We start from the raw sequence: 23,633 nt of genomic DNA on the forward strand, positions 1-23,633 counted from the left end.
GCCCGCACTTGGGCCGGTGGGATGCGCTACTTCAAGGCTCTGCCGGCTGGTTCAAATCTGGCTGGTTCAAATCGCGGGCTGGATTTGAACCAGCGACCTTTGGGTTATGAGGGGAATCCCTAGCGCGACGGCACCCAACGCCCCCCAAGCAAATCCGCGAAACGCCTAGCTCTCAACGCTATCTGCTTGGGGTGTGATTGGGCAGTGTTGGGCGTCGCTTTCGGACAGTTTTCGGACACCCTCTGACTCTGCTAGACTCCCCGTCGGTGTGCCGATAGTGGCACTGAGGCCCTCAAACGCCCGCCTCGCAATGGAAGGTGTTGATGAGCAATCGGCGCGCTCAGTTGTTGGGACTCTTCACCGGCTACCTCCTGCTTTCCGTGTTGGTGATGGCCTGCTCGCGGAGCGGGGATATAACAGGAACCATCTTTGTAACCATGAAATCTGGGGATGTTAAGCGGGGTGCAGATGTTGAAGTAGTCCTTATTGCCCGCTCAGAAAAGTTTGACCAAGAATGGACGCGATTGAAGAAGGAATCTCGTGAAGAGTCCTCGAAGGCACAGGCAGGTTATGACGCCGCGTACCAAGCATACTCAAGCTTGAGGTATGACAGTGGCTTCTTGAAGTCCTACGGCGACAATTGGGCCGCCTGGGCCGCCAGGCTCTCTGAAGTACGAGCCACGTATCTCGCCCGTGCTCGCCCGATTCTAGCGGCCGCGGTGGCGAAGTCCACCCGCACTGACGTCAACGGCACCTATGCCTTCAGGACGGTGCCGAGAGGTAAATACTATTTGTATGCGGAATATAAAGTCTTCGATAACGAACTTAGCTGGCTCGTACCAGTTGAGATCACTGGCGAAGAGCAGAAGATGGACCTGTCAAATAGCAACTCCGGCGCACTCCTTTCTACGCGCTGAAGGTCCGGTCGGGCGTCCAGCCCTTGCGTTCGGCATACAGGGGAATCTTTAGCGCGGTGCCGCCCAGAGCGCCCCAGAGAAACTCGCGAAACTCCTGACGCCCGCCTTTTCGGCTATGGGCCGCTCTGGGCCTTGTTGGGGCCTACTCTCGGAGAACTCTCGGAGAGTTTCTGACTCTGCTAGACTCCCGCCCAGCCTGTAAGGAGGGCTCCGGTATGAAACCGACCCGATCAGCCGCCTTCCAGCAGCTTCGAGAATTCCTCGAACACGACATAGAGCACACACTGGCGATGGGCCACGGCGGCAATTACATGGCCGCCCTGGTCTTGATGGTCGGTGCCGAAGCCCTCAGTCTCCTCGTGGACGGCGACGAAAATGATGTCCCGATCAAGCTGCTCGCGCGGAACGAGGTGGATAAGTTTATGGCCCTAGACGTGATGACCGCGCTTCGCGACGGCATCGCGCACACGTACGAGACCAAGTACGTCAAAGTCGGGGCCGAGTTGATCGAGATGGTGGTGAGTTGGGGGGAAAGGCAGCATCTCACGCTTCGGGTTGACCCCCTCGGCTTGTATGTCAACGTCCGCACTCTGTGGGGTGATTTGCGTGAAGAGTTAGGGGCCGTCGAGGCACGTCTCAAAGCTAATGCGGAATGGGCCGGACAAGTGCCCAAGAAGTCTCCGGGGTGGATCAGAGAGGCGACGAAGGATTCCCGTCCGGGCTGGGAGAAGCTACTTCAATCTTACGGGAAGGGGGTCCAACCTTGAGGGCCGCCATCTACACCGGATTCCTCTTCGTCATCCTCTGCACCCTGCTCGCCGTCGCCACGTCGGCCTCGGCGGAGTGTACGTGGTTGCTATGGCAGGAGGACCAGGACAATATCCATCCTTCGACGGCCAAGAAGCTGATGGTCGGTTGCCGTGCCTGACCCACGCTCCCTCCTGCCCTTCGCGGAACTTGCAAAGCCGAGAACACCCGCCGAATTGGCTGCGTGGGTAGACGAGACAATCGCCGCGATCGCCGAAGTTGCGGACGCAAGAAAACCCGCCCTGATGCACCAAGGACCCTTCAAGAAGTTCTATGAGGAGATTTATCCGCTGAATCTGTTCGTCAAGCACCGCTACTCGGGCCGGGAAGACATCCTAGTCACTCCCAATCCAGACAACCGATCTTTCGACGCCGTAGTCCGTGACGGCTCCGTCTCGCCACCATTGAAAGTCATGGTGGAGATAACGCAAGCGTGGGACCCTCAAGCGCATCTCCGCATGGAGTATTTCGTGACGCACGGAGGCGTACGCCTGTGGTCGCCCGTCATCAGTTCGGGCAACAAGCGGAACCGGAACACTCACGTCGAGCTAATGGCCGTTGATCGTGAGGAGCACGTGCGACGCGAGTGCGCCTGGATCAAGGAGGCAGCTGAGGGCAAAGCAAGCAGAACCGACCACTACGGTCCCTCCCATGTGCTAGTCATCGCCTTCGACGATTGGTGGAAGCCCAGTGATGGGGACATCGGCGAGCTGAGAGTATTCGTCACCGAGCATGTCCTTCCCTTGCCTCTGAACTTTTCGGCGCTGTACATTCTTGGGATGTCGGGTAGAACGTACCTACCATTCTCCCTGACCAGCTCGGGCGGCAACGGCTAAGCGATGAAAACACTCCATGTCCTCATTCTCGCCGGGTCCATCCTCGGCGCGTCGTGGATACTCAAGCCTGTCCCACTGGAACAGGTGAGTCAGGCTGAGCTACAGCGCCGGGAGGAACTTGAGCGGTTGATTCAGGAGCGATCCCTTGACGCGAAGCTAAGGAACTGTGCCGCTTCTCTAGGGAAGACCGTTGAGACTCTTGATCGGGACGACCCGAAGCAGGCGACGGCCTTTGACAAGTGTGTGTGGCCGGAGGAGTCGCGAGGTCCCATCCGCAGAATGTGGGACAAGATTTGCGGCCTGCGGTGAGCGACCTAAAAAGGAACAATCTATGACCACCCGCAAGCCCTACATCGTCGTCACCCTGCTCTTCTGCATCCTCGCCGTCGCGACCTTGGCCCATGCTGGATGGGAGGAGGGCCAGAAGGCCTTTGCGCGGCGCGACTACAATTTGGCCCTCCGAGAATTTCTGCCCCTCGCCAAGGGAGGGCACGCGGAGGCTCAGCTAAATGTCGCCTTCATGTATAACCAGGGTCTCGGAGTCCCTGTTGACCATGTTGTGGCTATTCAGTGGTACCGGAAAGCCGCTGAACAGGGATTAGCAGAGGCCCAAGCGCAACTGGCCGCCGTCTATTCGCTGGGCCTCGGGGTCCCGCGGAACTACCCTGAAGCCGTCAAGTGGTCCATCAAAGCCGCCGAACAAGGACACCCGCAGGGCCAGTTCAACCTCGGTGCATTCTATACGTACGGACTTGGTGGGCCGAGAGACTATAAGAAGGCAGCATTCTGGACCCGCAAGGCCGCCGAGCAGGGTGATGCTGCGGGCCAGTTTAATCTCTCTGTGCTCTACGAGGACGGGCTGGGCGTTCCTCGAGACAAGGTTGAAGCCCTGATGTGGCTCTTGTTAGCTCCGCAGCAGGTCGGGGATCCCTCTATCAGTATGCCGGCCCGTGGCGCGCCCGATATTGCTTCTCAGGCTCAGGCCGCTGGCAAATCCTTGGCGGCTCGAATGAGTCCTGCTCAGATCGCTGAGGCGGAAAGGCGCGCACGGGAGTGGAAGCCGAAACCGGAGGCGACCCTGAAAACGGGCCTCCCCCTCTCTGCTCAGAGCGAAGGGCAGCAGCCAACAATCTCGGAGAAACTCGAAGAGCGCTACTTCACAACTCTTGACGATTGGGTGGCACGCGGCGGTCCAATCGACGACGTTCAAAAGACGGTGGTCCCGACGTGCGGGAAACTCGTGATGTGGACAGGGTCAGCAAGCGAGAAGATCGGTTTCTTGGCATCACAACGGGACGAGTTCGATTTCCGCGTCGACGTCTGCATGACGATGACCGTAAACCGCGTTCACAAGCAGCCCAACTTTGAGAAGCCGGAACTAGTCGAGTCTATCTGTGACAAGAGCGGCATCCTGCTCTTCACCAAACTCTGCAGGCGAAGCGGCTTGCGGTAGGTGCAAGGAGGAGGCATGAGCGAGCGCGCCTTCCATCACACGAAGGAATGACGGAGCCACCATGCGGACCCGCGTAGGCGTTGGAAAGGACATGCAGCGATGAAAGGTTGGCGCAGACAGGCGGTGCTTTACCACCTCTACGACATTCTCGTCGTGAAGTATTGGGCCTGGATCCTCTTGGGGTGTGTCCTCCTCGGCCTCGCGGCGACGGGCTATGTGGCATGGGGATGGGCACTCTTCGGGGTCGCCCTCATTTGGTACTGGATGAGTAAGAACTACGGGGCGAGGCAGTCGAACCACCTGAGCTTTTACATCGTCTACCTTCTGCTGGACGACGACATTCGTGAAAAACAGAAGAAAAGATTCCGTGAGTGGATTCGCTCGGAGAAGGCCCCGGGCGCGATGGCTTTGTCCATGCGGGCTATAGCCGCCATTCAACGGTCCGCCGACGTATTTGCCGTAGGTGACCCTCAGCAAGGCGTGGGCGGCTCGGCCCTTCAATCCCACCACATGATCTGGAGGGTAAAGAATGAGCCCGATACCGTCGACCCGCGCGGGCCGACGGGGAAGTAAGCAAGCCATGCGGCCCCATGCGCCGGTTGAAGTCGCTGTCCTAGCCTTCTTCGAAGAGCATCGGCGTTGCGGTGCGCTGGATAGCGGCGTCGCGGGCACACGAGTCTGGGTGCAGCGCCTTCATGGTGCACCCGCTTCGCGGTGTACCAGCCTTTAACGAATTGCGGTGACAGGAGCGGCGAAACCCATGTTCATCAACTCATTCGTGAGCGCGATTCTCGTGGTGCTCGTCGCGGGCGGCTGCGAGCAGGCCTGGACATCGAAGGCGACCGTGCTCGGACGCTGGATCGAAACGCCAGAGAGTCTGCGCGTGAAGTGGCAGAATGACCCATATTCGCATGAAGTTGAACTGTTCAAAGACGGCACCGGCGCTTCGATCCTGAGAAACCAGGAGTACATGAGCGGGCCACACGTAGTCCGGGCGGGTGAGGTTACAGAGTCTTTCACGTGGTCACTGTCCGACGATGGCAAACGGATCAAGACGGAGACCCAGGTGCGCGGCCAGGCCCCGGGGGTTCGGCGGGTGGTCGTGCAGCGAATCGTCAAGCTAACCGGCAATGAACTTCAGGTCGACGAGGTCGGGATGCTCAAGGGCAGCTTTGTGAGAGGCCAGTAAGCCTCTCCATCTTTCATTTTACGGGAACGATTCATTACCTGAAGATGCTAGGCGGGCTAGGATCAACGACGTGGTACTCCTGCATTCCTCCCCAACGCCCAAGGGGCTAGCCGACGCCCGGCTAGCCCCTTGGTGCTTCCGCTGCAACCTGTGGGCCTTAGTCCTCTCGAATCAGGAACTCTTCAGGATTCGCGCGAGCGTCTCCCGGTCGAGCGGAATATCGACTAACTCATTCCCCACCTGCACTCGAATGCGCCCCAGCTTCAAACGTTTTGGAGTTTTTCCTGTCCTTTTCATCTTCGCCATATCCGCAAGTCCCTTCATGTACCAGCGTGCGGCGCGCTTGCCTCCTCGATGCCGGATCACGTCCGCAACTTCGGAGGCGTAGGGGACGCCTCGTGGAACTAACCCATCCTCCCGCAATTCCTTGCACACGTGCTTCACACCAATCACGACATGACCCATTGGCGAAACGCTCATCGTTTCCTCCTGCGAGTTTGTTCGCTTCAATTGGGCGGACGACCCGCCCGTCACTAGTTTCGGACAGTATTCGGACACCGGAAGCACAAAGGGTTGGCCGATGACCGGCCAACCCTTTGTAAACAATGGTTGCGGGGGCCCGCAATCACCGAAAGCGAACAACCTGACCTTCGGGGTCGACCTCGTCTGACAGGTAGTGTGATAAGTGTCACGACGTGCGGGTCTGTAAAGTGCCACGACCTCCGGGTCGGGATGATCGTGGAAGACTGACGACCGGGGGAGAGGCCAGGGATCACGAAGGCCCCGGGAAGCATGACACCAGCCCATGGTGGCCGAGGTGCGTCGGGGCCGGTCGATGCGTCAGGAGGCGCAATACCGCTGCCACGTCGTCGCTTCTACGAGTGACCCGCAGGTCGTGACACATGCACACAAGCCATCTTCCAAGTGACCCGGAGGTCCTGACACCTGGCCGTTTGCTGTTAGAGGCGTGACACCGTGCCCGTCGGCGCGACGCGTCGCGTGATCGCATCATTTATATGTGCTGAACCTCATGTCCTGAACCCGGCGCATACTCCTGGCGTGGCGACGATCGACTTCGCGAGCAAGCAGGTCCTGAGCTTCGACTGCTACGGCACGCTCATCGACTGGGAGACCGGCATCCTGGCGGCGCTGCGACCGATCCTCTCGCGTCACGGCGTGACCGTCGACGCCGACCGCATGCTGACGCTGTACGGCGAGATCGAGTCGACGGCCGAGCACGGCCCGTACCGGCCGTATCGCGAGGTGCTCACGGCGGTCGTGTCCGAGCTGGGCACGCGGCTGGGGATCACGATCTCCGGCGCCGACGCCGCGCGCTTCGCGGACTCGGTCGGCGACTGGCCCCCGTTTGCCGATACGCGCGCCGCGCTGGCCGCGCTCAAGCACCGCTTCAGGCTGGCGATCATCTCCAACGTCGACGACGACCTCTTCGCCCGCACGAATCAGCAGCTCGGCGTCGAGTTCGACTGGATCGTCACCGCACAGCAGGTCGGCAGCTACAAGCCGTCGCCCAACAACTTCCACCACGCGCTGGCGCGCTTCGGCCTGCCGAAGGCCGCGATCCTCCACGTCGCGCAGAGCCTCTTTCACGATCACGTGCCGGCGAAGCAGCTCGGCCTCGACACGGTTTGGCTCAACCGCCGGCACGGCAAGGCCGGATTCGGCGCGACGCCGCCGGCGACGGCACGGCCGGACCTCGAGGTCCCGGATCTGGCGACGCTGGCGCGCCTGGCGAACGCGACGTAGCGCCGAGCATCGCTGTCGCGCCGCTCATTGCTTGACGAGGGGGCGGCCGTCGCCCTAGGCTCTCGCAACCAGGGAGGAGCGCCCATGCCAATGCTGCCGCTGATCCTGCTCGTGCTCGCCTTCATCGCGGCGCCGCTCGGCGACACCGCGTTCGCGCAGTCGAAGTACAAGGAGGCGCCGATCCTGGCCGAGCAGGTGAAGGCTGGCAAGCTGCCGGCGGTGGACCAGCGGCTGCCGAGCGAGCCGCTCGTCGTGCCCACGGTCGAGCGCACGGGGCAGTACGGCGGCGTGTGGCGCCGCGCGTTCCTGGGCCTGGCGGACGCCAACAACTACGTGCGCGTGGTCTACGACGCGCTGGTGCGGCACTCGCCCGAGCGCGTAAGTAACATAAAGCCTGTTCTCCGACGCGGCGTCCCCGGCGGAGGTCACGCTCCTCAAACACACCCTCGCGAGTCAGCCGATCCGGGGCAGGCCGCAGCGGCTGATTGCCGATCCCGGCTACGACAGCAATGCCGTGCGGCGCCTCCTCAAGCGGCGCCACATTCAGCCGATCATCCCCGCCCGCCGGAACAATACGCAGGCCACGGACCAAGACGGTGGTTGCCTCCGCCGCTATCGGCGGCGCTGGATTGTCGAACGCACGATCGGCTGGCTCGGCAACTTCCGCAGACTGACGGTGCGCTATGTCCGACGTCAGCGGAGAGGACGCCGCTCTCTCCTGATCTTTATCGTGCTAGACTCGTGGGCGCCTAACGCTCTGACTAGTTAAGATGCCTTTTCAATATCTGCGCCCCGAGAAGATCGCCGCGCTGTCCGTCCGCCAACTCGGGCGCTACAAGGACGCGGCGTTTGACCACTGGCGATCGAAGGGCTTCCCTTATCCGAAGCTGTCCCGAAGCCAACTCGAGCAACAGTACCGTCAGTTCGCGATGTCGTGCCGTTCGGTTTTCGGCCGCGGCCGCTCCATCACCTGGTCGCCCCTCGGACTCGGCATAGCAAATTTCTTTCACCCGCACATGTGGGCGGTCAAGTGCCAGTACTTCCGCAGTCCAGTGCAGGTGTTTCGCAACGACACTCTACTTGCTCACTGCATAGACCGGTCGCTTCGCATCAACACCGACCGCACGCCTCTGAACGCGAACAACATGAGGGTGATGCTTGCAACGTTTTCCAACACCAAGCGAGTTTCGAATTTTCGGCCGACTGCGGCCCGCGCTCTGTACCAGCGCTATTCGCGAGATGGAGACATCATCGTCGATCCCTCTGCAGGTTTCGGCGGCCGGCTGCTGGGCGCGTTGCCCCTGGACCGCGAGTACATCGGCATAGAGCCCAACACCCAGTCCGTGAAAGGGATGAGCCGCCTGCTCGACGCTCTCTCCGGCCATCCGCTCACCAAAGGCCGCGGACGCGTCCTCCAAGGTCGTTGTGAAACGTTGTTGCCTAAGTTGCCGGGACGCTATGCCGCCATGGTGATCAGCTCGCCACCCTACTTCGCGCGGGAACGATACGGTCGCGGCCGGGAACAGAGCTGGGTTCGCTATCCTGAGTACGAAGAATGGAAAACCCACTTTCTCGCCTCACAGATGCGCGAGATTCACCGCATCCTCCAGCCGGGTGGGTTTTACTGCCTGAACGTCGAGAACACGGAGACACACGCGGTTGCCGATGACGCAATTGCGATCGCGCGACAGTTCTTTCGACCTTTCTTCGTGTACAAGCTCATGATTGGGTGTGTGCCCTATCATCGGAACGGACAGCGCGGCGGGCATCGATCGGAGCGACTTCTAGTCTTCCAGAAGGGCCGTTAGACTATGTGCGGTTTGTTCGTCTCAACGTGCCCGCTCAGTGCCGCGGCCCACGTACGCGTCACGCATTTCGTTCAGAGGCGCGGAACGCTACCGGTCCGCTGGCACACGATGCCGAACGGCCACGTTCTGGCTCACTCTCTTCTGCCGATTCGCGGCCGGGCGCCTCGTCACCAGCCAGCGGTAGGCCGCCGCGGAGTTCTCGCGTTTACGGGCGAGCTCTGGGATGTGACGCAGAACCGTTCAGATACCGATGTGGTCCTCGCTCGACTTGAATCGATCGGCCCCAGGAAAGCATTCAGATCGTTCCACGGCAACTGGGCGATCGTCTACCTATCCAGCCATGACGGCTACATCCATTTCGCAACGGATCGGCTTGGTGAGCAGCCTCTTCACTTTGCCTACGACGGCACCCGTCTCAGTGTCGCTACCGAGATCAAGACCCTCGTGGCTGCCGGGCATCCGTTCGAAGCCGTCAGGCCCGTCGTTCCGGGCATTCACTACACATACTCGGGAGAGCTTTTCGAAACCACGTACAAACCTGGCGGCTCCGACGCGAAGTACAAGAGCTTCTGCAAACGCGTGCTCCGCAGACGTATTGCTGAGGCTGTCCGTTCGCAAGCCGCGGCGCACGACCCTCGTCACGAAGTGGTGATTCTCCTCTCCGGCGGTATCGACTCGACGATCATAGCTTTCGAGGCCGCCAAGTCGGGAGTCACGCGCGCCTTTACCGTTGCTGTCGACGCCCGTGCCCCAGACGCAATCAACGCGGCGCGAGTGGCTCGCGAGTTGGGGCTCGACTGGGAGCTCGTGCTTGCACCCCCAGCGTCGCCCACCAGTGCAGTCGCTTGCGCGGAAATCGCTAATCGCAGCATCGTCGAAGAGCTCTGCATGCACCTCCATCTCGCCGCTCGCCTGCAGGAGCTCGGCATCCACATTGCGTTGACGGGATCCGGGGCCGACGAGCTCTTCGTGGGCTATGGCCATCTCCTGGGGCGTGTCCCTCACCACGCTCTTCAGGAACGCTTCCTGTCGACGTACTACCGCTTCGATCTGCGGGCCGTAAACAAAATCTACGGCGGGTACCAGGTAGAGGTCAGAAACCCATTCCTGTCGAGACACCTGGTCGAATACGCTCGTAGAATTCCAGGAGACGTGCTGATCGGTCCGTCGCGCGCACTCAAGTGGCCGCTCCGCGAGACATATCGCGACGTACTGGGCGCGTTCTCGACACGCCCAAAGCTCATCGCTCGAGAAACCATGGGCGTTAAATCGCTTTTCCAGAAGCGGTTTGGACTCTCACCCTACATCTACCGTCCACTGCTGAAGTCGCTGCTGCGCAGCAGCGCGGCAACCCTTCGCGCGATCTCGTGCGCACCGACGCGAATCAAAACAAAGCGGTGACCAGCGCATGGGTAGCCAGATTCGAGGCGGCCACTTCCTTCTCGGCGGTTGCGATGCGGACGGCCCGATCCTTCGCCCACCAAGTCGTGTGGCTGTCATAAAACGCCTTCGCATTCTTCAGCGACTCGAGCGAATTCTTCCGCTCGAGGAGGAACTCGGCCTCCTTCTCTTTCGCCTCGGTTTTGCTGGAGTGAAAGCCGCGGATCTTTTGGATGGCCCATACTGCTTTTGCCCAATGCAGTTCCCCGGGATCATCCGAGCGCGCGTTATGGAGCAACTGGTCGATTTCTGCGCGTTTTGCATCCCTCCCGTCCCCCGACAACGCCGACCACTCCCACATTGCTACTCGCGCTGACACCAGCAAGAGACCCTCATCATCGTCCCGCAGGGCCAGTGCCTTGTCGACATGCTCCCGCGCGAGTTTCAGATCGTTCCCCGAACCCGCCGGTTTTGCCGCCAGTCTTCCGTAGATCTGCGCGAGCTTGTAGTGACCCCAGTAGTCGTTCGGTTTCAACTTGAGGGACTGCTGGAAGTAATCCGCGGCCGTCGAGAGGTCGCTCAGGGCCGAGCTGAACGACGGCTCCGCATAGATTGCCCCCAGATTCTGCAGCACGGTGTACTGCCGCGGCTGTGCCGCGTTCGCCGACTCCAATTCGCGGATTGCTTGATCACACTCGGTCCGGAACTGCGCCTCATTTGGCGCCTCAAGCAGCGCCTGACGATATCGTGTATATCCCTGCGCGCTCATGATCAAGCGTTGCAAGGCACGCCGCTCCGCTGTCGCGCTGTGCGCGCCCGACGTCCAATAGGGAATCGCATGTTGATCCGCGTCCTGCGCCTCTGTGAGAAATGCGCGGTGCGTGCTTGCAACCGCCGCAACGAATTCCTGAAGCGGCATCGTGGCCGTCTTGATGGCCTGTTGTGAAGCTGCGGCACGGGCCTCATTCAACGCGTCAATGGTCGCTCCACTGACCTTTTGCTTACGCTCAACGAATGTCACCAGATGACCAGTAACGTCTGCGAGTTGCGCCGCGGCGTATGCGGCGAGACTCTGCACCTTGCGTGCCTCGTGCGCGCCAGCGGAACCCGCCTGCAGGTCGCCCCGAATCAGCCCGCGCAACGCACGAAGGTGCTTCAAAGACGTTGCGGCTCCATCAAGGGTATATCTGAAGAAGTGCGACTGTGACCGGTTGAGCTCGAGCTGATACCGTCGCGCCTTCTCATCGGGGCTCAGGCCTGCCAGCAACTGCTTGTCGAGCGGTGCGTCCGTCCGGAGCAACCGCCCGTAGATGCGTATGGCCTGCTCTTCCTTTCGATCCTCGGCGAGGGCGAGGGCCAGCAGGGTCAGCCCCTGCTCGAATTGCGGCATCTCTTGCTCGACGATCCGAAGATTCTCAATTGCTGCCACGAGATCGGATTGCTTCTGGCCCTCCTGATAAAGCCGCATACGCTCGGCCCCGCGAACGAAGGCCTCCAGCGATTGAGCGTCTGGGAACTCGGACGCCTTCCCCGGCGTCTGCTCGCCGAGATCGAACAGTACGCGGAAGACCGCCGCGTCAATGAGCACACTCTTCGCGTCATCGCCCTTCGATGCCTCGAACGGCTGCGAGAGTCGCCACTCGCGCTTCGTCTTGCCGTGCAGCTGCAATCGCAAAACGACGTAGTGAGTCTGACCGCTGGTCTCCCCTTCGACGGAGAGCAACTTGTAGGGCGGATTCAGGAACTTCTGCATCACCCCGAAGACATCTCCCGCCTTTACCCCGGCAATGGAGACATTCAGATCGGCGAGTTTCTGCTCAGCCCGCCAAAGATGGTCCGGCAGGAAGAGCACTTGCTGCGCTTGGTCCTTGCCGGCAGGGAGAGTGGCCCACTGTGAAAATCGCTCACGGAACGTGTGCGCCAGCGCATCCTCCGATTTGCCATCCCAATACACCTCGTGTACGTAAATCTCCGGCGGGGGGCTGATGTACTTCAGCAGGACACGGGCAACGTACCAGGTAACGGCCAGTCCGATGATGAGTACTAGCAGCAGCGCAAGGACATACGGAATGGTTCTGAGAACGGCCGCAATCGATTCGATCACTTCTGACATGACCCATCCCGCCTTGGCATTCCTTCTTATTATCATCTCATTTTGTCTGGTAGCAAAGGAGCGTCAATCGTACCTACTTTGCCGAGAGTCAACCACTGTGATTGCCCGGGAGCAGCGAATGCAACCATCGTGTCGCAATCGAGGCGTGAAGGAGATAGTGCAGAATGCGCGAAGCGTGGCGTCGTCGTGCCGAGCGTAGGAAACATTAAGGCCCCCCCTGAACTTCGCCCGGTTTCGTGGACACCCCGGATCGCACGAAAGTACGGGAGGAATCGTGTCACCCGCCCCGGCGGCTGCGCCCACGGCGCCTCTGCCCCAGCCACCGCCAGCCCCAGCGCCACGGCTATGCCCGGCGCCATAGCGTATCGGACCCACTGTCGCGCTATGCCTTCAGTTGTTAGAAGACATTTCAAAACCGTTCCTCGGGTGTTCTGACGATGCCGAGGGCCTTGATTTTATGGGTTGCCCCGGTACCGCTGCCGAGGCCGCACGCGGTTTTCAAATGGCTTCTAGTGAAATCACGAGCATTCCTCCTCCGACGCCCCGTTGCTTTTCGACCCTCTTCCAAAGTCTGCACCGTCGATTTGGCAAGATCATATACCCTTCCTTTGTCCGTGGGCGGTCCGCGTACTGCGTGTCTTGGTTGCGTCACACTTTTGTCGGGATTCAGCCCATCACTCCAAGCCGGAACTCCAGCGTCTCCTGCCGACCTGGTGTCGCCTACGTGTCCACGAATCAAGTGATTCTTGAACTCGCTGGCTGGATCCGCTAAGCCTCGTAACTCCAACCCTCGAGTGCAGCCAAAGCCCGGCAGTCATATGAACGCCGGGAGTCCTTGGTCGTAGACTTCAAAATCCTCCAGGACATCCGGTCGGCAAGTGCCTGTCCCTACAAGGGTCTGATTGTGGTTAAAATCGGAGGTCTAAAGGAAATGATTGTAAATAACGGCTAACGACTGACGGCTCAGCGGCGCGCGCACGCGCGTCCGCTGCAACCGCTGGTTCGACGGCTACCCAAAAATGGATCGAGAGGATGGGAAAGCTGATGCGGATCCTGCAAGACCGATACTTCGAGGCGCCGAAGCCAACGCCCAGCACCCCCAGCGGCAAGCTGGCGCTTCAAGCGAGCGTTCCCGCTGTGCGAGATTGCCGGCGCAGCGTTTCGACTGCTGCCACAACTGCGGCAGAGTCCGGAGCCTTTTCGCCCCACTCCTGCCAGAAGTTGCGGGTCTGGCTCAGCGGCTCGATGGTTGGGAACTTCAGCTTGATTCGGGCGGGTAGGAGGATCGCGTCGCCCAGTAACAAGGCTTCGCCGGTGTCGAGCAGCGGCAAGCCATCGAGGACACCCGCCAGGGAATCAGGCATGAGGCGACGGACGACATTCTGGTCCTGATCGTTGGTCAAGCGCAGGATAAGGAAGTTATTGCACTGGCTGAGGATGGTTCGGCTCACGTCCGAGGGGCGCTGGCTCACCACAAGAAGGGAGACGCCGTATTTTCGGCCTTCTTTAGCGATGCGCTCGAAGGAGTAAAGGGCCTGTTTCTCGACTGCGTCCGCGTCTTCACGGACCGGCAAGTACAGATGGGCTTCGTCGCATACGAAGACGAACGGCGTCCGCTTGTCCGGCTGCATCCAGAACTGAACATCGTAAAGGAGTCGTGCGAATACGCCCGTGACAACGGGGAGCACGTCCGACGGCACTTCGGAAAAGTCCACCACCTTGATGCCGTGTTTTCCCTCGCCCGGGGCAAGCAGCTTTGCGATTTGCTTCGCGAGCCAGTGGTACTTGAGAGCAGCCTCTGGCGGCTTGAACATGAAGCCATACCGGCGGTCCTCCGCTTTGGCTTCGAGGCGGGAGATGAACCGCGTCAGTTTCCCGTTCCAATCTCCTTTGATCTCCGCTTTCGTCGTCCCAGGCTTCGTGCCCGTGTCGTCTTCTCGCAGCATTACGAGGAGATCGGTGAGCCTGTAGGGCACGGGCGAGTCCACGGTGAATGTTGCACGGACCGTCTCCTGCTTCTCGTCCTTCAGGGTCTTGTCCTTAAAGTCCCGCACATGAGTTGTAAATCGTGCTGCCTGGTTTGGCGCGTTCTGATCGCTGCGGTCCAAGATCATCGAGAGCATTTCGTCCCGGTTCAGGAGCCAGTACGGTAGGAAGAGTGCGTTTTCCGGTGGCTTGGCGAGATCACCCGGACCTGCGATCTTGAACCCGGCGGCAATAGGGATTGGCATTGTGCCGTCCTCACGAGCGGGCGGGTTCGCGAGCGAGGCGTACTCGCCGTGCATGTCGAACACGATGATGTTCGCGTGCTTGCGGGCGTGTGCACGTTCCAGGATCAACGACACCGCGCAACTCTTGCCCGAGCCGGTACTGCCAAGGATCGCCGCGTGCCTCTGAAAGAAGCGATCGCCGTTCGCGATCGCGGCGGCTGAGCGGTCGATGGCGAAGTAGCCGAGCTCGAGCCGCTGCGTCTCATCCAGGTCCTTGCCCAGTAACCCCATGAAACGCTGAAGGTTGCCGCCCTCGATGAGAAAACAATCGCGATCGATTTGTGGGAACGAATCAGCGCCCCGCTTGAACCGGTTGCGGACAGTTCCCTCGATGGTGCGGTAGGTGCCGAGTAGGACGGCCCGGAGCGAATCGTCCGGCACGACCTCCACCGCGAGCGTCGTGGGTGCCATCGGATCAGGCGACGCTGTCTGCTCACGGAGCTGCCGGGTGACACGCTCCGTCATGCCAATCAGGAACTCCTGAGCGATCGTCCCCTGAATTGCGACAAGGCTCCCGACGGCAGCGCGTGGCAAGAGTGCGGCGTTTTCCACCGCGATGAGTACGCGGCTTGTGTCCACGGAGGCGACCTTGCCGAGCTTGCTCGGCGCGTCAAACGTCAGAATGGGTGCATCGCTCATGTCAGTAGCTCCTTTGCCAGAACGCCCAGATCCCACAAGTCGTGCCCCTGATGCTCGAACCGGAGTCCCTTTGTCACCATCGCGACTCCCGCCCATGCCGGCGGTTTCGAGAGGCAAACGCAGCGCGGCGATTCCTCCGCCAGCTTCGCGACCTTCGAGCTCGCCGATTGATTCAAGATCAGCGTGGGCGTGCCGTCCTGAATCCGTTTTACGAGATGGGTTTGCAGGTGATCGTCGTTGAAGCCGTACCCCACGACCAGTAGACGCCCGGCCCGCTTGATGTAGTCGTTGGCCAAATCGCGATGCTTGTCAAAGGGCGAGTTGTAGCCAGCCCGGTACTTGTTGACGCCGGGAGTGATCATGAGACGTTCCGCGTCCAGATCCAGACTGCAACGACGCGCGTCGTTGCCGGATTGGTACCAGTCAAAGCTCCCATGCGGCTTCAGGACGATCGCACGCGGGAAGTGGTCGAGGACGGTGGTCTTGGCGCGTGTTGTGATGCCCCGGCATGATCCCATGCAACTTCGGGCATGGTCGAACGCCCCCGCGTAGTGCCCGACGGCTGTGGTGTCTACATGGAAGCCCGCCATCTCGCATGCCACCTCGATGAGCCGATCATAGTTGGGTGTCAGGATCGGCAGCCCATTCGTCGGCTTCAACACCTTGGCCAGGAATGTCGTCAGGCGAAGGGAGCGATCGCCTCGGAGCACCGCACTCATGACTTCGCGTTCCTTCGGCATCAGGAGTTCGCACGTCCCTTGTGCGATCCAGACCTCAAGCGTGTCGGATGGCGGGTGCTTAAGCAGCGCCGCTTCCAATCCTTCCTCGGCAACCAGCACGGCCTTGATCTGATTCCACAGTGTCGCGTCGGTTCCCGTCAGCACGCTTCCGGCGTTGCTGAGATGCGTTGCAAGCGCGGGCATTCCCGGGATCCCCTCAGCGGCGGACAGCCCGGACCCGATCACCAACGCGAGACCGTCGGTGAAGTGCTCCTGCACGAATGTGACCAGTGCGCCGTAGTCCATCTTCGTACTCAATGTCGCGACCGTCTCAAGAGCAGCATCCTGCCAACTCGCGCCTCACAAGTCTCGACGAAGCCAACCAGGCGTAGAGCGACGTTCCTTGCGGTTGTTCTGTCCCTCGCACGCTTGGGTTCATCGGGGCGACAGCAGAAAACGAAGCATCACTCTTGAAGCGTTCGGTGCAAGGCGTGGTTAGGCTCATCTGTTACGGCCTTTGGGCGGTTGGAGTTGATAGATTCTGCAACCATATCTTGTCTTCCTGAGGTCTGCGTATACTGCCTTGCCACGTTCCTCGAAACGACCGGTGGTTAGTTCTAGAACCTGAACGTGCGACTTGCGCCCGAAGACACATAGCAGAGCCATCGAACCTGGCTTGGCAGCAAGGAAGGCCCGAAGCTTGTCAACATCACGCTTTATGTCTGGCTTCTTTGATTTGACCCACTTAACTTCAATCGCAAGACGGAGCGAATGTTTTACGGCATAGAAGTCGAGGCGCTTCTTGTCACCTTGGTCCGGTTGCTCAATCCCTGGACACTTGTATTCGCACTTCACGGTGTAGCCTCGAGCCATCAGGATGCGGAGTATCGGCTCGTAAAGGGCGTATTCGCTGAACGCTTGATTCATCTCGCATGCCGCGAGGTAGCTTACGTAGGCGCTGAGCCCGCGCTTGACTCGGAAGAGGACATTCGTTGGCTCGGAGTTCTTGCCCGTGGTCGTTGTCATGTTCGCGAGGCCTAATGTTGTCGCTCAGCGGCCGGCGCGCCGGTCCGCTGAATCGGCTGGTTCGGCACTACGGAGTCCCCGTGATGTTCCACGCAAGCCATTTGAACGCCTGTTCCACCATTATCGCTCCGGAGACCGCCGACACGACACTCAGACTCACGCAGCTCCAGAAGAATTCCCATCCCACACGCAGGCGGCTAATGTGCCGTCGCATGACAAGCGCGGCGTTCATCCACCAGATGCCCCAAAAGGCAACTACAAGGAAGGCGAGAAGGAGTAAGTACGCGGGCCCGGTTCTCCAACTGTCCATGGTCCAGCAGACCGGCGTGCCTACACCTATGCCAACGCTGTACCAGCGGCGCACCAATCTTCGATGGCTAAGCTCAGGCTCAGTCGTCGTGGGGCTAGAACGAAAGTCGAAGATCATCGCATGGTATTGATAGCCAACAACCGTTCCGAGAACAAAGGTGGCTGACGCCATCAGCAAGGCGGCCACGAGCGCTCGTGCCGTTCTCGCCACCAGTTCCGGGACGTTCTTTCTTATCGTTGTGACGTTTGGACCGTCCGCTACCAACGAGGGCTGCGCGGAGGACTTCGTCTGTATCGTCGCTTGCTTGTCGGCGTTTCTGTCGACCCCAATGGTGGGCGGTGTCTTTGTCTCCCTGGTCGATAGCGTCTCCATTGTGCTTCTAGACGCAGCACCGTGTTCAAGAGAGCGCAGGCCACCGTAAAAAACCGTGACGCTGCCGGTAAGGAATGCGGCAAGCGAAAGCCACATGAAAAGGATGCTCCAATGGCAGACACACGGTTCTCGCAGCTTCTTCCCGAAGATTTCACAAGGAGGTGGCCGATATTGGTGTTGTTCATAAAGCAGGGAGCAAATGCGTCGGAGTCGGTTGTGGACGACGGCAGCAATCAAGCCTGCCTGAAAGGTGAGCAAGGCGTAAAGAATCCCACGCGCAAGCCACTCGTAGCGCGGCTTATCGAGCACGGTCGGGAGAAAGGCCAATAGAGCAACGGTCGCACCACCGTTGATCAGAAGCAGCCCTTTGACATTCTCTGTGTCGATTTGGGCGCGTATCTCTAATCCCTTCGTCATGTCAGCACCGAACTACAATTCGGCCACTGGATAGGCTGACCTGCATAATAGGGCAACCCCTGCCAGCCCCTGCCGCGTCTACCGGTCGAGGGACTACCGCGTCGAACAGCGCCCGGCGCTTTCGTTGCCGCCCTTTGCCCGTGTCCGGAGCGACCCTCGCCGCTCCGGATAGGCTGCAGAGCGCTACAGCCTATCCCGCTGCATTTACCCCGCAAGGCCGCCAGGCGGCTCATGGGCCGACCATCCGGTCTGCCGTGCTCCGGATGCTGGCGGGCCTGCGGTTCCGGACGTGCGTGTAGGTCATGGTGTGCCGACGTCGCGGTGCCCCAGCAGCTCTTGGAGCGTGCGGATGTCGTGTCCGTCCTCGAGGGGATGCTTCACGAACGAGTGGCAGAGGGTGTGGGGCTGGCGCGCTTGGGGAAGACCCCCCTGCCAGACCGCCGCGTGCCTGAGTGCACGCTGCAGGACGGTCTCGTGCAGGTGGTGGCGGGGACGCTGCCCGGTGACCCAAATCAAGGTGGACCCCGGGGCGGCTGGACTCGCCCTCGACTGCGTATACCGCCGATCGCGGACGGGCCATGCCGGCGCCCTCCTTTAGGTGTGGACGCGGGCCGACTATAGCTTGCGGCGGACGGAGTGGCAAGGAGCGGCACCAGCTGTATGCGAGCCGGGATGCGGGGCTCGGGTGGGGGGCTGGTGAAGCCGCTCCGCATGGCCGGACAAAGCTCTCGCGAGGACCGCCGGTCCCACCCGTTGGGGCGACGAAGGCTCTCCGGCGAACTGAGGCTATGCTGTTACCTTGAAGCGGAAGTCGAATGACCTGTTTGCCGGCAAGTGGTTGCGGGCCCCTGATTTGAATCAGCGAGGGGCAAAGAATGTGGCACCCCATTCTAGGGGACTGAAAGTCGCGTTTGAATCCCCGCTCGAGGATCCTTAGGGGCTTGGGCACGTGATTCTGGCGTTCCGAAAACCTCGGAGCCTGGGCCGCGTCGCCGCAGTGGAGTTGTGTGGACTTGGGGAAGACGGAAGGGCCGTGCAAGAACCACTTGATTGATGGACGAGCCGAATCCCGACTGGAGTTTCGGTCGAAGGTGTTGCCAACGGCTTGGTTGGTAACACCGGCTGGTACCCAACAGGGTTCTACTTGACGTTTCACCTGCCTCCGTCGTAGCGTGCCAACGATGCCATATGGGCGCCACCGGTCGACAACTTCTGGCCCCTGACCTGCCGGACGGCTCTCTCACGGAAAAGCTATGACACCGGATGAGTACCTGCAGGGTATCCTAGATCGTGAGGCGGTCAACACCGGTCCACTATCCCCGGTCCGGGGCGTCCAGGCGGTGATTGCCCCGATCATCCGCGAGTGGGCCGGCGCCATGCTCCTCAGTGTTCAGCCGAGCGGTTCCTTCATGAAGGGCACCGCGAACAAGAGCGGGACTGATATTGATCTTTTTATCTCCATTTCGGAACAGACCCCCGACACGCTGAAGCAGATCTATGGAAAGCTATTTAACAGAATGACGGAGAGGGGGTACAAGCCCACGCGCCAGAATGTTTCAATCAATATCCGGGTAAATGGCTACTCCGTGGACCTTGTTCCCGGCAAGCGCCAGGATACCTACAGCGCCGATCACAGCCTGTACCGACGCAAGGCCGACACTTGGACTAAGACGAACGTGCTGACGCACATCAAGCATGTCACCGACGGCGGCCGACAGAAGGAAAGCCGCATCATTAAACTGTGGCGCGCCAAGAACAACCTCGACTTCCCATCCTTCTATCTGGAGTTGACAGTCATCAACGCCCTGGCGTTGCAGCACGGGACTCTCTCCGGCAATGTATTGAGGGTTTTTCAATACCTCAGTGACGCCTTCCAGAATGCGCGCATCGTGGACCCTGCCAACACCAACAACATCATTTCCGACGATCTTGCCGTCGCAGAGAAAACCAAAATCAAGGCAGCAGCAGCGCAGGCCCTGAAGGCAGCCAACTGGAGCCAGATCGTCATATGACCTGGTTTCTAGCCCAACTTCTTGCTGGACTCCACGACGATATCGAGCGGCGCCTGGCAATGGCTCGCGAGGCCTTCGGCCACGCGGGCACGAAGGGCGATGCCAGCGAGAGCGTCTGGATTCAGCTCTTTCAGACCTACCTGCCCAAACGCTATCAGACGGCGAGCGCCCACGTCGTCGACAGCAAAGGCACGTTCAGCGACCAGATCGACGTCGTGCTGTTCGACCGGCAATACTCGCCTTTCATCTTCCATTTCGAAGGCCAGATCATCGTTCCCGCGGAGAGCGTCTACGCCGTCTTCGAAGCCAAGCAGACAGTCAACGCCGCCCAGATCACCTATGCCCAGCAAAAGGTTGCCAGCGTCCGGCGTCTTCAACGGACGAGCCTTCCCATACCGTACGCCGGCGGCACATACGACCCAAAACCTCTCTCACCCCTCATCGGCGGCCTTCTCACGTTTGAAAGCGACTGGAATCCCGCTCTTGGCCAGCCGCTCGCCGACGCGCTCGCGGGCGGCGATCCGGCCGGTCGGCTCGACGTGGGCTGTGTTGCCGCCCATGGCACGTTTGGCTGCGATGCTCAGGGTTGCTACAGCTTCGTCCCTCACGGCAAGGCCGCGACCGCGTTCCTCTTCGACCTTATCGCCCGGCTTCAGAGCACCGCCACCGTCCCGATGATAGACATTCGCGCCTACGCGCAATGGTTGCCCTGAACCTCAATTCTTCCCGGGCGCGCGGCCACACGCGACCGTTAGACTGACACCGGGAGCGCCAGGAGTTAGCATGTCTCTGCGGGCTCAAGAACCATGGGGTCGCGCCTTCGCGGTTCTCCCGTTCCTTAAGACCAGCACACCGGTCCGCCTCGGGAGTTTCACGTTTAGATCAACCGACGATACGACTGATCTCAGCGCGGAGGATTCCGCCCATCTTGCTGAGATCACCCGCATGCTCTTTTTGAAGGATGACCTCCGAATCCGATCCGCCTCCTACACACTCTTGCCGGCACTCGATCTTGATTGGGGCGACCAATCCATCAAACAGTTGGAGCACATCCAAGCGATCGTCGCTTATTGCTACATTGCCCCGCACCACATTTCCGGCGATCCGTTCCTGCACTTCGAGCACTCGAGCCTCGTTATCTTCAGCCCTCAACCAGTATCCATTTACCTCGTCCGCCCAGAGCATCATGTGGAGCAAGTCTCCACGGGCCCGGCACTCACGCCAGACTCTTCGGGCCACGTGCCAGGCTATCGGGGGCTGTACAATTTCCAACACCACTTTTGGGTCGCTGCCGGATCACGCGTGTATCCACCGGTGCCACACCTCAGCCTGAACATCAGCCAGAATCTAAGCTTCGACTGGGCTCAATCCTTAGCCGAAGCGCCCCACTTTCATCTCCTCCCAGAGCTGCTTACCCAGCCACTGAGTACGACCTCGGATCGCGTTCTTACGGCCATATCCTGGTACAATCGGGCTAACGCTCTCGCGAGTGACCACGCTACAGCGATCGTAACCCTTGCTGTCGCCTTTGAAGCACTCCTGGGTCTGCCCAAGGAAGCCAAGACGGACCGCTTCACCGATTCCATTTCACTTCTGCTCGGGCGCATCTCGAGACTCGATCTGTGGGCACAGCAGTTCTACAATGCCCGTTCGGACATTCTTCATGAAGGACGCACAAAGCTCTTACGGTTTATGCCAATCAAGACACAGGACGCCACAAATGCGCCACTCTACCACTCCCTTTTAGGGTACGGCCGGCAGATCTTCCAACTTTGCGTGGGAACCTTATTGTTTGGCGCACATCTCGGAGTGCGCGCCGGTCTCCCTGACAAGCTCGTGACGAACCAGGAGCGCTTCCAACAAATCTGTGCCACGCTTGATGACGTGACCTTGACTATAGCTGACAAGTTCGCTGGTATCGCGGACGCCGTTGACCTTGCACATCATTACCAATTCGTACCAGAAGCCGGACTCCGCGTCGAAACGATGATCGGAGCTGTGCAACGGACCGCCCGAGCGCTTCTATCATGCTCTGAGCCCCTTGAGCCAGAGATGAAGGAGTCTCTTGAGAAGCTCGCCGTGACGCCAAAGTCTCTCGATTGGTACGAGGCTCTCGACGCCCTCCGAGCCCTGAACGAAGTAACCGCTCGGATAACACAGGCCCCACGCGGACCGAAAGCCATAACACTGCGACTGACCAGTCTAGTCTGGCGGTACACGTTTATGCACTACTATTGATCTTTCACTAAATAATGCATACGATTGGCCTGTGCTTCACTATGCTGGTCGGCATGAGACCTTTTGGCACTGCCGGGGAGTTGGAGAAGCGTCGACGCCGGGCGATCGCCCTACTGCAGGCGGGCAACCCATATCGCGAAGTCGCACGCGTGGTCGAGGCGTCCTTGAGCTCCGTCGTTCGATGGAAGCAAGCGTATCGTCGCGACACACGGAGAGGGTTACGCGCGCGGCCCACTCCAGGCCGCCCGCCACGGTTGACGACGGTCCAGCAGGCCCGCCTCCGGCAGGTGCTGCTTCGAGGCGCGCGGGCCGCCGGGCACACGACCGAGTTGTGGACCCTCAAGCGCATCGGCAAGGTGATCGAGACGCAGTTCGGCGTCCGCTACAGTCGGGTCGGCGTCTGGAAGCTCTTGCGGCACGGCCTCGGCTGGAGTTGGCAGAAACCAGAACGGCGTGCGCTCCAGCGAGACGAGGCGGCCATCGCACACTGGAAGACGAAGGTGTGGCCCCATATAAAAAAACGCCGCTCGACGTGGGGCCCACCTCGTGTTTCTCGATGAAAGCGGCTTTCTGTTGATCCCGAACGTGCGCAAGACCTGGGCTCCCGTGGGGTGTACGCCCACGGTGCGACACAGCTACAAGCGCGACAAGCTGTCGGCCATTTCCGCCGTGTCGGTGTCCCCCCAGCGCGCCCGCGTAGGGTTGTACATGCACGTCCATTCCGAAAACATCACAGGGGCGGAGGTTATGTTGTTCCTTCGCCACCTCCTTCGGCACCTCCGCGGGCCGGTCGAGCTGCTCTGGGATGGCGGCTCGATTCACAAGCGCGCCGACGTGAAGGCGTTCCTGCGCCGGCATCCGAAGCTGATCGTTCACCGGTTCCCTGCGTATGCCCCAGAGCTCAATCCCGACGAGTTCGTCTGGACCAAGATGAAGCATGACTTGGCCAACGGCGGACCTGAAGACATTCGTCACTTGGATGCTCAACTGCGGCGCTCGTTCCGTCGGCTCCACGGTTCCCAGCAACTCCTGTGGTCGTGCATCCTCGTGTCCGATCTGCCGTGGTCGTGAGTCATGTATCCATTATCTAGTGAAAGATCAATAGTCTCCCAGGCCCCTCGGGAGCGACGAGGACCACAAGTCCATTCTCATCAAGGGCGGCAGTAACCCGAAGGCGATTTGTAAGCTGGTGGGACTTCTCCTGACCTTCGACATCCGGGTTATCGCCCTCGGCCGTTAGGTTCGGTCCCCTAGTCGTTGCTGGTTGCGGGGGCCCGCAATCACCGAAATCGACTCGCCTCACCTTCGAGTTGGACGTCGTCTAATTGCTGATCTCGCCGGATCTGGTCCCTGAGGCCTCCCA

At 60.3% G+C, this 23,633-nt stretch carries 24 protein-coding genes; 17 read left to right on the forward strand and 7 right to left on the reverse strand.

Going from position 1 to position 23,633, the window contains the following annotated elements; genetic code table 11:
• Nucleotides 1-323 precede the first annotated feature (323 nt).
• From Q7W02_10735 to Q7W02_10770, 8 genes are all read left to right on the forward strand, one after another.
• Nucleotides 324-917 (forward strand): hypothetical protein, encoded by a 594-nt coding sequence (locus Q7W02_10735; GenBank protein MDO8476643.1) that lies wholly within the window; start codon nucleotides 324-326, stop codon nucleotides 915-917.
• Between the two features lie 215 nt (nucleotides 918-1,132).
• Entirely contained in the window at nucleotides 1,133-1,684 is a 552-nt protein-coding gene (locus Q7W02_10740) for a hypothetical protein (GenBank protein ID MDO8476644.1), read from the forward strand.
• Nucleotides 1,681-1,845: a hypothetical protein gene (locus Q7W02_10745; protein ID MDO8476645.1), complete on the forward strand. Its 165-nt coding sequence runs from the start codon at nucleotides 1,681-1,683 to the stop codon at nucleotides 1,843-1,845. Before Q7W02_10740 ends, Q7W02_10745 begins: the two co-directional genes overlap by 4 nt.
• Nucleotides 1,838-2,560, forward strand: coding sequence for a hypothetical protein (locus Q7W02_10750; GenBank protein MDO8476646.1), 723 nt, complete (start codon nucleotides 1,838-1,840; stop codon nucleotides 2,558-2,560). Before Q7W02_10745 ends, Q7W02_10750 begins: the two co-directional genes overlap by 8 nt.
• A 3-nt stretch (nucleotides 2,561-2,563) precedes the next feature.
• Entirely contained in the window at nucleotides 2,564-2,869 is a 306-nt protein-coding gene (locus Q7W02_10755; protein ID MDO8476647.1) for a hypothetical protein, read from the forward strand.
• Between the two features lie 22 nt (nucleotides 2,870-2,891).
• Nucleotides 2,892-4,013 (forward strand): tetratricopeptide repeat protein, encoded by a 1,122-nt coding sequence (locus Q7W02_10760; GenBank protein ID MDO8476648.1) that lies wholly within the window; start codon nucleotides 2,892-2,894, stop codon nucleotides 4,011-4,013.
• A gap of 123 nt (nucleotides 4,014-4,136) precedes the next feature.
• On the forward strand, nucleotides 4,137-4,586 hold the full coding sequence (locus Q7W02_10765; protein MDO8476649.1) for a hypothetical protein: 450 nt from the start codon (nucleotides 4,137-4,139) through the stop codon (nucleotides 4,584-4,586).
• Nucleotides 4,587-4,773: 187 nt separating this feature from the next.
• Nucleotides 4,774-5,202: a hypothetical protein gene (locus Q7W02_10770; GenBank protein MDO8476650.1), complete on the forward strand. Its 429-nt coding sequence runs from the start codon at nucleotides 4,774-4,776 to the stop codon at nucleotides 5,200-5,202.
• 171 nt (nucleotides 5,203-5,373) lie between these two features.
• On the opposite strand, the gene Q7W02_10775 is transcribed toward Q7W02_10770, so the two are convergent.
• Nucleotides 5,374-5,682 (reverse strand): hypothetical protein, encoded by a 309-nt coding sequence (locus tag Q7W02_10775; GenBank protein ID MDO8476651.1) that lies wholly within the window; start codon nucleotides 5,680-5,682, stop codon nucleotides 5,374-5,376.
• A gap of 579 nt (nucleotides 5,683-6,261) precedes the next feature.
• Here Q7W02_10775 and Q7W02_10780 point away from each other — a divergent pair.
• From Q7W02_10780 to Q7W02_10795, 4 genes are all read left to right on the forward strand, one after another.
• A complete protein-coding gene (locus tag Q7W02_10780) occupies nucleotides 6,262-6,966 on the forward strand; it encodes a haloacid dehalogenase type II (protein ID MDO8476652.1) in 705 nt (234 codons plus the stop codon).
• Nucleotides 6,967-7,056: 90 nt separating this feature from the next.
• A complete protein-coding gene (locus Q7W02_10785) occupies nucleotides 7,057-7,719 on the forward strand; it encodes a hypothetical protein (GenBank protein MDO8476653.1) in 663 nt (220 codons plus the stop codon).
• 17 nt (nucleotides 7,720-7,736) lie between these two features.
• Nucleotides 7,737-8,774 carry a DNA methyltransferase gene (locus Q7W02_10790; GenBank protein MDO8476654.1) on the forward strand — a complete coding sequence of 346 codons (1,038 nt, stop codon included), beginning with the start codon at nucleotides 7,737-7,739 and terminating at the stop codon, nucleotides 8,772-8,774.
• A gap of 108 nt (nucleotides 8,775-8,882) precedes the next feature.
• On the forward strand, nucleotides 8,883-10,175 hold the full coding sequence (locus Q7W02_10795) for an asparagine synthase-related protein (GenBank protein MDO8476655.1): 1,293 nt from the start codon (nucleotides 8,883-8,885) through the stop codon (nucleotides 10,173-10,175).
• Here the strand turns inward: Q7W02_10795 and Q7W02_10800 are convergent.
• The 6 genes from Q7W02_10800 to Q7W02_10825 form a co-directional block, all read right to left on the reverse strand.
• Complete coding sequence (locus Q7W02_10800; protein MDO8476656.1) at nucleotides 10,159-12,267, reverse strand: hypothetical protein; 2,109 nt, start codon at nucleotides 12,265-12,267, stop codon at nucleotides 10,159-10,161. The genes Q7W02_10795 and Q7W02_10800 overlap by 17 nt on opposite strands.
• A gap of 1,118 nt (nucleotides 12,268-13,385) precedes the next feature.
• Nucleotides 13,386-15,176: an ATP-binding protein gene (locus tag Q7W02_10805; protein MDO8476657.1), complete on the reverse strand. Its 1,791-nt coding sequence runs from the start codon at nucleotides 15,174-15,176 to the stop codon at nucleotides 13,386-13,388.
• A complete protein-coding gene (locus Q7W02_10810) occupies nucleotides 15,173-16,201 on the reverse strand; it encodes an SIR2 family protein (protein MDO8476658.1) in 1,029 nt (342 codons plus the stop codon). Before Q7W02_10810 ends, Q7W02_10805 begins: the two co-directional genes overlap by 4 nt.
• Nucleotides 16,202-16,396: 195 nt before the next feature.
• On the reverse strand, nucleotides 16,397-16,921 hold the full coding sequence (locus Q7W02_10815; protein ID MDO8476659.1) for a hypothetical protein: 525 nt from the start codon (nucleotides 16,919-16,921) through the stop codon (nucleotides 16,397-16,399).
• Nucleotides 16,922-16,988: 67 nt separating this feature from the next.
• A complete protein-coding gene (locus tag Q7W02_10820) occupies nucleotides 16,989-18,020 on the reverse strand; it encodes a hypothetical protein (protein MDO8476660.1) in 1,032 nt (343 codons plus the stop codon).
• A gap of 300 nt (nucleotides 18,021-18,320) precedes the next feature.
• Nucleotides 18,321-18,536, reverse strand: coding sequence for a tyrosine-type recombinase/integrase (locus Q7W02_10825; protein ID MDO8476661.1), 216 nt, complete (start codon nucleotides 18,534-18,536; stop codon nucleotides 18,321-18,323).
• 737 nt (nucleotides 18,537-19,273) lie between these two features.
• On the opposite strand from Q7W02_10825, the gene Q7W02_10830 reads away from it, so the two are divergent.
• From Q7W02_10830 to Q7W02_10850, 5 genes are all read left to right on the forward strand, one after another.
• Entirely contained in the window at nucleotides 19,274-20,032 is a 759-nt protein-coding gene (locus tag Q7W02_10830; protein ID MDO8476662.1) for a nucleotidyltransferase, read from the forward strand.
• A complete protein-coding gene (locus Q7W02_10835) occupies nucleotides 20,029-20,745 on the forward strand; it encodes a hypothetical protein (GenBank protein ID MDO8476663.1) in 717 nt (238 codons plus the stop codon). The genes Q7W02_10830 and Q7W02_10835 overlap by 4 nt, the downstream gene beginning before the upstream one ends.
• A 232-nt stretch (nucleotides 20,746-20,977) precedes the next feature.
• On the forward strand, nucleotides 20,978-22,270 hold the full coding sequence (locus Q7W02_10840) for a HEPN domain-containing protein (protein MDO8476664.1): 1,293 nt from the start codon (nucleotides 20,978-20,980) through the stop codon (nucleotides 22,268-22,270).
• A 53-nt stretch (nucleotides 22,271-22,323) separates the two neighbouring features.
• Complete coding sequence (locus Q7W02_10845) at nucleotides 22,324-22,830, forward strand: winged helix-turn-helix domain-containing protein (GenBank protein MDO8476665.1); 507 nt, start codon at nucleotides 22,324-22,326, stop codon at nucleotides 22,828-22,830.
• Nucleotides 22,817-23,341: an IS630 family transposase gene (locus Q7W02_10850; protein ID MDO8476666.1), complete on the forward strand. Its 525-nt coding sequence runs from the start codon at nucleotides 22,817-22,819 to the stop codon at nucleotides 23,339-23,341. The genes Q7W02_10845 and Q7W02_10850 overlap by 14 nt, the downstream gene beginning before the upstream one ends.
• Nucleotides 23,342-23,633 lie beyond the last annotated feature (292 nt).

The organism is Candidatus Rokuibacteriota bacterium, from assembly GCA_030647435.1.
Classification (GTDB): Bacteria; Methylomirabilota; Methylomirabilia; order Rokubacteriales; family CSP1-6; genus AR37.